Source organism: Methanospirillum sp. (assembly GCF_035560735.1).
Lineage (GTDB): Archaea > Halobacteriota > Methanomicrobia > Methanomicrobiales > Methanospirillaceae > Methanospirillum.
On record NZ_DATMYY010000310.1, the window covers coordinates 1 to 5,790 of the forward strand.

Consider the following 5,790-nt stretch of genomic DNA (forward strand, 5'->3'; position numbering starts at 1 on the left):
CTATTATCCTGATTTGCCTGATCTTCTATCTCGTCAGTTCAAGACTGAATCAACAACTTACTCAGCTATTCAAGGGAATGGGTGAGATTGGGAAGGGTAACCTGGAATACCGGATCCAGATGGATGGGGATGATGAATTTGCCCGGGTTTCAAAAACTTTTGACGATATGACGGTAGTCATTAATGGAGTCAGCAATGATATCCAGGATATTGCCGATGAAGCAGGGAATGGAAACCTGTCCAGACGGATCAATACCGGTGAATACAGGGGCGATTTCCTTGCGATGACCTCAAGAATCAATGACCTTGTAGATGCAATTGTAAAGCCCCTGAATGAAGCCATGAAACTTGCCAATTCGTATGCCTCATCTGATTTTACACCCAGGTTCAATGACTTGATACAGGTAAAAGGGGAATTTCTGACTTTTAAAGATGCAATGAACCAGGTAGGTATCCAGTGTTCCCTGGCTATACGAGGAGTTAAAACTGAAATTGAAGCTTTAACATCAGGGATGGAAGAGACCGCTGCAAGCATGGAAGAGATTGCAGGCAGTGTAAGTATCGTAGCCGATGGTTCAGTAAACGTGAGTTCATACTCAAACCAGAGCCGGGATGGAGTCAAACAAAGCCTGGTGGCACTGGATGAGTTATCAAAAATAGTTGCTACCATCGCTTCAAAATCAGAGATAGCATCGGCTACTGCCATGAAGACTGTTGAACTGTCTGCCCGCGGAAAGACTCTCGCAAACCAGGCTGACAAGAATATGTCAGAGATCATGAAGTCAGTGACAGCAACTGAAACAATGGTCAATGACATCAGCGAACAGATGGAAGAGATTGGAAAGATCGTATTCCTCATCTCCCGGATAGCTGATCAGACAAGTCTGCTTGCCCTCAATGCTGCAATAGAAGCAGCCCGGGCAGGAGAAGCCGGACTTGGATTTGCAGTCGTAGCTGATGAAGTAAAGGATCTTGCCCAGGATTCCCAGGACTCAACTGAAGATATTGCCGAAATCATAGGAAACCTCCAGAAAAGAATTACTGAAGTTACTGAAGCGATGAAGAAGTCAACACAGGAGGTATATACAGGCAACGAGGCAGTGTCTGAAACCCTTGTTTTATTCAACCAGATCGTCTCTGAAATAGATGATATTCATCAGCAGATGAGTGATATCGCTGGAGGAACAGAAGAGCAGGCAGCTGCTACCCAAGAGATAACTGCCAGTGTACATGAGCTTGGTACCCTGATTGAAAAAACATCAGATGAAGCAGCGGGATCAGCAGCATCCACAGAAGAAGTTTCAGGAGCAGTCAGCCAGGTCAATAAAGTTGTTAATGACGGGGCATTGGCAATTCAGAGAATTTCTAATGAGATGAACAAGTTCATCGTCTGATACAGGTCAGGACAAGAGGAGCAGATGATGGAGACCGTAACAAAAGCATCAGAAAAATGCAGAAAAAACAGACGCAAACGCCGGGGAACCGGCAGTGTTGTCAGAAAGATTCTGGCTAGGGGAAAATCAGGCAATTCGGTTCAGGTTGTAGAGTTTAAGATTGGAAAGGAGATATTTGCATTTGATCTCTTTGACATCAGGGAAGTTATTGCAGGAGAAGATATAACTCCGATTCCTGAATCTCCTCCATATATAAAAGGAATAATAGATCTACGCGGTGCCATTACAACCATCATAGATCTTAAAGAGATCCTTCACATTACTACCAACGAGGAAAGTGCAAAAAACCCAAGAATCATCGTTCTGGATCAGATGATTATGGGGAAGAAGATCGGTGTTCTCGTCCAGGATGTCTTCTCTGTGAGTACCTATGGAAGCGATGAGATTGAACGTGGTGACCATTCAACAGATCAGAAAATCGGGGATGTGATGATTGGGGTTATCAGGCAACACCAGATTGAAGACGAGACAAAAGAAAAACTTATTCTCTGGTTAAATATCAAGAAGATCGTAGAGAATATCAGGCAGAATCTCTAATCATCAGTTTTTTTACCTGAAACTGCATGAAATATGAAACTAACCCCTTGATGATTTTATGAGGTAAACTTAAGGCAACCCTCATTGGTGCCTTATTATACCGGGTTTGGCTCCTTGATCACGAACAACAGGAATACCTTAATTTCACTTTTTTCATTTCTACATCCTGTGTCGGTGCCTCGTGTTACCATGATACATACCAGAAATATGTGCCACTTTTTCGTAACATTCAAACCCTAATACCCAGGTACCGTATATCATATGACCGTCACTGCATTCCTTGTATTGTTTACCCTTGAATGCAGTGCCATTCTTCTGTACCTCTCACTTCAGGTATACCGGAGAAAAACCATCCTCGGGCAGTATTACTTCTGGATGATTCTCTTTCTGCTCTCCATCATCTCCCTGCTCCTGGGCCTTGAAAATATAGGAGAGATCTATCCCGATTTCGGACCATATCCTGTGTCTCCGGTGTTAAATCTCCTGACCAACTTCTGTGGTCACCTTATCACGACTATCTGGTTCTTCTTCTGCCTGCTTTATGCAGGAAAGTCAAAGTATCTGACGAGGCCGATCATTGCCTTCCTTCTTGGATATACGGTAATCGGAAACATCGTGTTCCAGATGGTCAAGCATTACTCTTATAGTTCAGGTATTCCCTTGCTTGATACCTTCTTGTGGCTATTCGGAATGTCAGCGCTGATAAAATGCTGCATTCTGTATCTGGCAGGAATTGGCCTTCTGATTCAGAAGTACAGGAATGTTTCAGATCAGTTCAGGTACCAGATCCTGATCCTTGTCGGAACATCCTGCCTGGTTGTTCTGCTTGTCACGTTCTTTGACAGCAGACTGTTTCCCGGGTTTAATCCGGTTGGTATACATTTCGGAATTTGCGGACTCATATTCGGGTTCGGGATGCTCTATTTTGATCTGCTTACCTTCTCACCTGTATTTCGGGAGCGGTTTTTTGGCGTTGTCGAGTCAGGTCTTGTGGTCCTCAATAACCGGTGTCAGATCATTGACATGAATGAGACTGCAGAAAAGATCCTGCATACAAGCCTTGCCGATGTCTTTGGCAGAGGACCTGGTGAGGTGGCAGCCTTTCCTGAAGGGTTTTCTGAGATGGTATCAAATCCGGACCTTCTCAAAAATGCTGCACCTCTTTCAATGCTGACCGACGATGAGACACGATGGTTTCGGATATCTGTACAGCATGATCATGGGAATGTTGGTGCAGAAGAAGTGTACCTTGTCATGATCACTGATATCACCCATAACATTCTCCTGGAAAAGCAGGTATCAGAAGCAAATTCAAGGCTTTTAGTTGAGAAGGAAAAAAAGCGACAAGAGTTGTTATACCGGGAGTTTTTCAACTCACACCGGGATGCAATCCTGATTGTTGCAGATGGGATTATCAGTGATTGTAATCAGGTAGCGCTGCACTTTTTTGGAAAGAAAAGGTCAGAGATCGTAGGTCTTGACCCATGCCTCCTGTCATCCCCTTCACAGGTTCGTCAGTCTGATGTGCCTGATAAACTCAAGTATCAGATCTCGCAGGCAGCTTCGGGAGAGTTGATCGATTTTTCCTGGGTTTTTATTGCCAACACTCTCCCGGTTGAGGCCGAGGTCAGACTCAGCAGGCTGGTATATGATGATCAGGTTCTGGTTGAGATGTGTATCAGGGATGTTTCGCAGGCAACCTCAGCGATGATGCAGATTCGTCAAGATAACGATCTTTTGAACAGGATTGTTGCGAATGACATCTATCTGTGGAATCAGGTCTCACAGCTTGCACGAAAAGAGCATGGGAGTATGGGGAGAGAGTGTCAGCACTCACTCGAAGAGATTGTTCAGAAAGCAACGCAGAATCTGAATCTGGCCCCATCACCGTCGGATGAGAAGATGAATGAGTAGACCGAGCCCGGTCTTACTCATCATGGAAGGGCTGTAGATCGGATAATGCACGCCAGTTGAACGGGTGTATCTAATTGATGCCTGTTCGGTCAGGAACTCAGAGTTTTTGGGATCTGAGAGACTTGAGGAGTGGGGCAGGATGCTTCTCTCCGATGAAGAGGTACGGGGCTGCGGGATGAGTTGCATTCCAGGCGATACGGTGCCAGTGGATATCTCCTGACTGTCGCTCTTCAGTATACCGGGCATTGTCTGTCTGGTTGTGGGACATTTCTGTTTTTTCAGGTATGAGATCCAGGAGTGCTGCTGCGAGATCAGGAGGGAGTATATCCCTGATTGATGCATGGTCTGCCAAATTCTGGTCGGTGATGTAGTATGCAGTACATGCGGTCTTGTTTGCGGTGATCAGGGCTCCTTGCCTGTTGACCGCGATGAGGGAGACATTCATTGTATGAAGCACTGCCCCGAGGATCGATTTGAGGTGTTCTGCTTCTGTGGTATGAGCAGCATTCTCCTCTGTCTTTTCGGTGAGGAGTGCATAAATATCGCTGTAATGCTTCTGGTAATCCTCCTTTATTGTCTGCATATCTGATGAATTTAGACAGACGGTGCACAGAAGGGTGAGATACCCTGATAGTGCATGAAGGAGCCGTACATGTGTTACCGAAACGCTGCTCTCTCCTGCTCCTACCCCGATGACACTTGTCAGGTGGCCGTCAGAGCTGACTCCATACATGGAGATCGAGGATACCTTGAGATCCTGGCAGAGGTGCTTGACCGGTTCAGGGAGAGGGGTGTTGAGGAGTGATTCCTGAGTGCCGGTGAAGTAGGTGACCGGCTCGCTGGTCTTGAACTGGAGTATCTCAATCCCGCTGAGTTGGATCTGGGCTTTGTCCGTGACAGGCTGCAGGGCCCCTTCCGGGGTTGCGATTGTGTGGATGGTGCAGGTTTTGGCAGGTTCATTGATGAGGAGGGTGAAGATGAGTGAATCAGGTATGGATTCATGGAGGAGTCCTGCAATCTGATCGAGTGCCTGTGGCCATGTTTTTTCAGCCATCAGACCCGGTAATGCGGCTGTGAACCGGTTCTCTATTGTCCTTATCAGCTCGTCAGCCGGTCTTGTCTGCAATGATTTTTCGTTCAGGATGATGAGGCCCACCAGGTCTTCGTTTAGTGATAGGGTGAGGGTTCTCCAGTATGCTGTTCCGGTCTCATCAGGGTACGTGGCGGTCCGTCCACTCAGTCCGTCTTCCAGGTGGAGTTTCAGGGTGGGGATGAGTTCAGGGCAGATGGAGTTCATCAGGTCTTCTCCCGGTGCTCCGAGGATCACTGCCGGGTCGGTCTTGTACCGGGTGAGGTACTCCTGGTTTGCACCGATGATGGTGAAGGATCTACTGACTGCTAATACCGGACCGGTGATTGAGTCGATTATATGGTGTATGACCGATTCGTGTTTGAGGAAGTAGATCTTGTAGGTGCTCTTTTGAATCAGGCCGAGAATCTCACTTTTGTGATAGTCACTGCATATTTGTGAGCATTTGTTTCGGTTGAGTCCACTTTTGAGTGAGAGTTCTGATATGGACAGTCCTGCCAGGTTCTCTCTGAATGTCTGGAGTACTGTCTCCCGGTTTTGTGGTGTGATGATCATGGCACCTGATGGTCCTGCGGATGGTGATCACAGGGATGTGATCTCTCTGCCGCGACGAAGATTCTGCTCTGTTTATGGGGGTTTTACCGGCCTGTGCACAGGTGGTGTTTTTCAGTTTTCTGCACTTTCATCCTGGTTTAAGATTTCAGGCATAATGATGGGTTTTTCACTGATGATTAATGGGTTGCTCGGGTGTGTTTTGCACATTGTTTTGCTTTTGTCTCATTGGTCTCTTATTTC

4 protein-coding genes are annotated in these 5,790 nt (G+C 46.5%); 3 read left to right on the forward strand and 1 reads right to left on the reverse strand.

What is annotated here, in order from left to right:
• The 3 genes from VN429_RS09150 to VN429_RS09160 form a co-directional block, all read left to right on the forward strand.
• Positions 1-1,394 (forward strand): methyl-accepting chemotaxis protein (locus VN429_RS09150; protein ID WP_325632412.1); only part of this gene is annotated, 1,394 nt, incomplete at its 5' end.
• 24 nt (positions 1,395-1,418) lie between these two features.
• On the forward strand, positions 1,419-1,991 hold the full coding sequence (locus VN429_RS09155; protein ID WP_325632414.1) for a chemotaxis protein CheW: 573 nt from the start codon (positions 1,419-1,421) through the stop codon (positions 1,989-1,991).
• 261 nt (positions 1,992-2,252) lie between these two features.
• Positions 2,253-3,905: a histidine kinase N-terminal 7TM domain-containing protein gene (locus VN429_RS09160; RefSeq protein WP_325632418.1), complete on the forward strand. Its 1,653-nt coding sequence runs from the start codon at positions 2,253-2,255 to the stop codon at positions 3,903-3,905.
• Positions 3,906-4,002: 97 nt separating this feature from the next.
• On the opposite strand, the gene VN429_RS09165 is transcribed toward VN429_RS09160, so the two are convergent.
• Complete coding sequence (locus VN429_RS09165) at positions 4,003-5,550, reverse strand: hypothetical protein (RefSeq protein WP_325632420.1); 1,548 nt, start codon at positions 5,548-5,550, stop codon at positions 4,003-4,005.
• Positions 5,551-5,790: the final 240 nt, after the last annotated feature.

Excerpts from the sequence above, each read along its gene's own strand:
- VN429_RS09155 (WP_325632414.1), top strand. The coding sequence starts at position 1,419 with ATGATGGAGACCGTAACAAAAGCATCAGAAAAATGCAGAAAAAACAGA.
- VN429_RS09160 (WP_325632418.1), top strand. The coding sequence starts at position 2,253 with ATGACCGTCACTGCATTCCTTGTATTGTTTACCCTTGAATGCAGTGCC.
- VN429_RS09165 (WP_325632420.1), bottom strand. The coding sequence starts at position 5,550 with ATGATCATCACACCACAAAACCGGGAGACAGTACTCCAGACATTCAGA.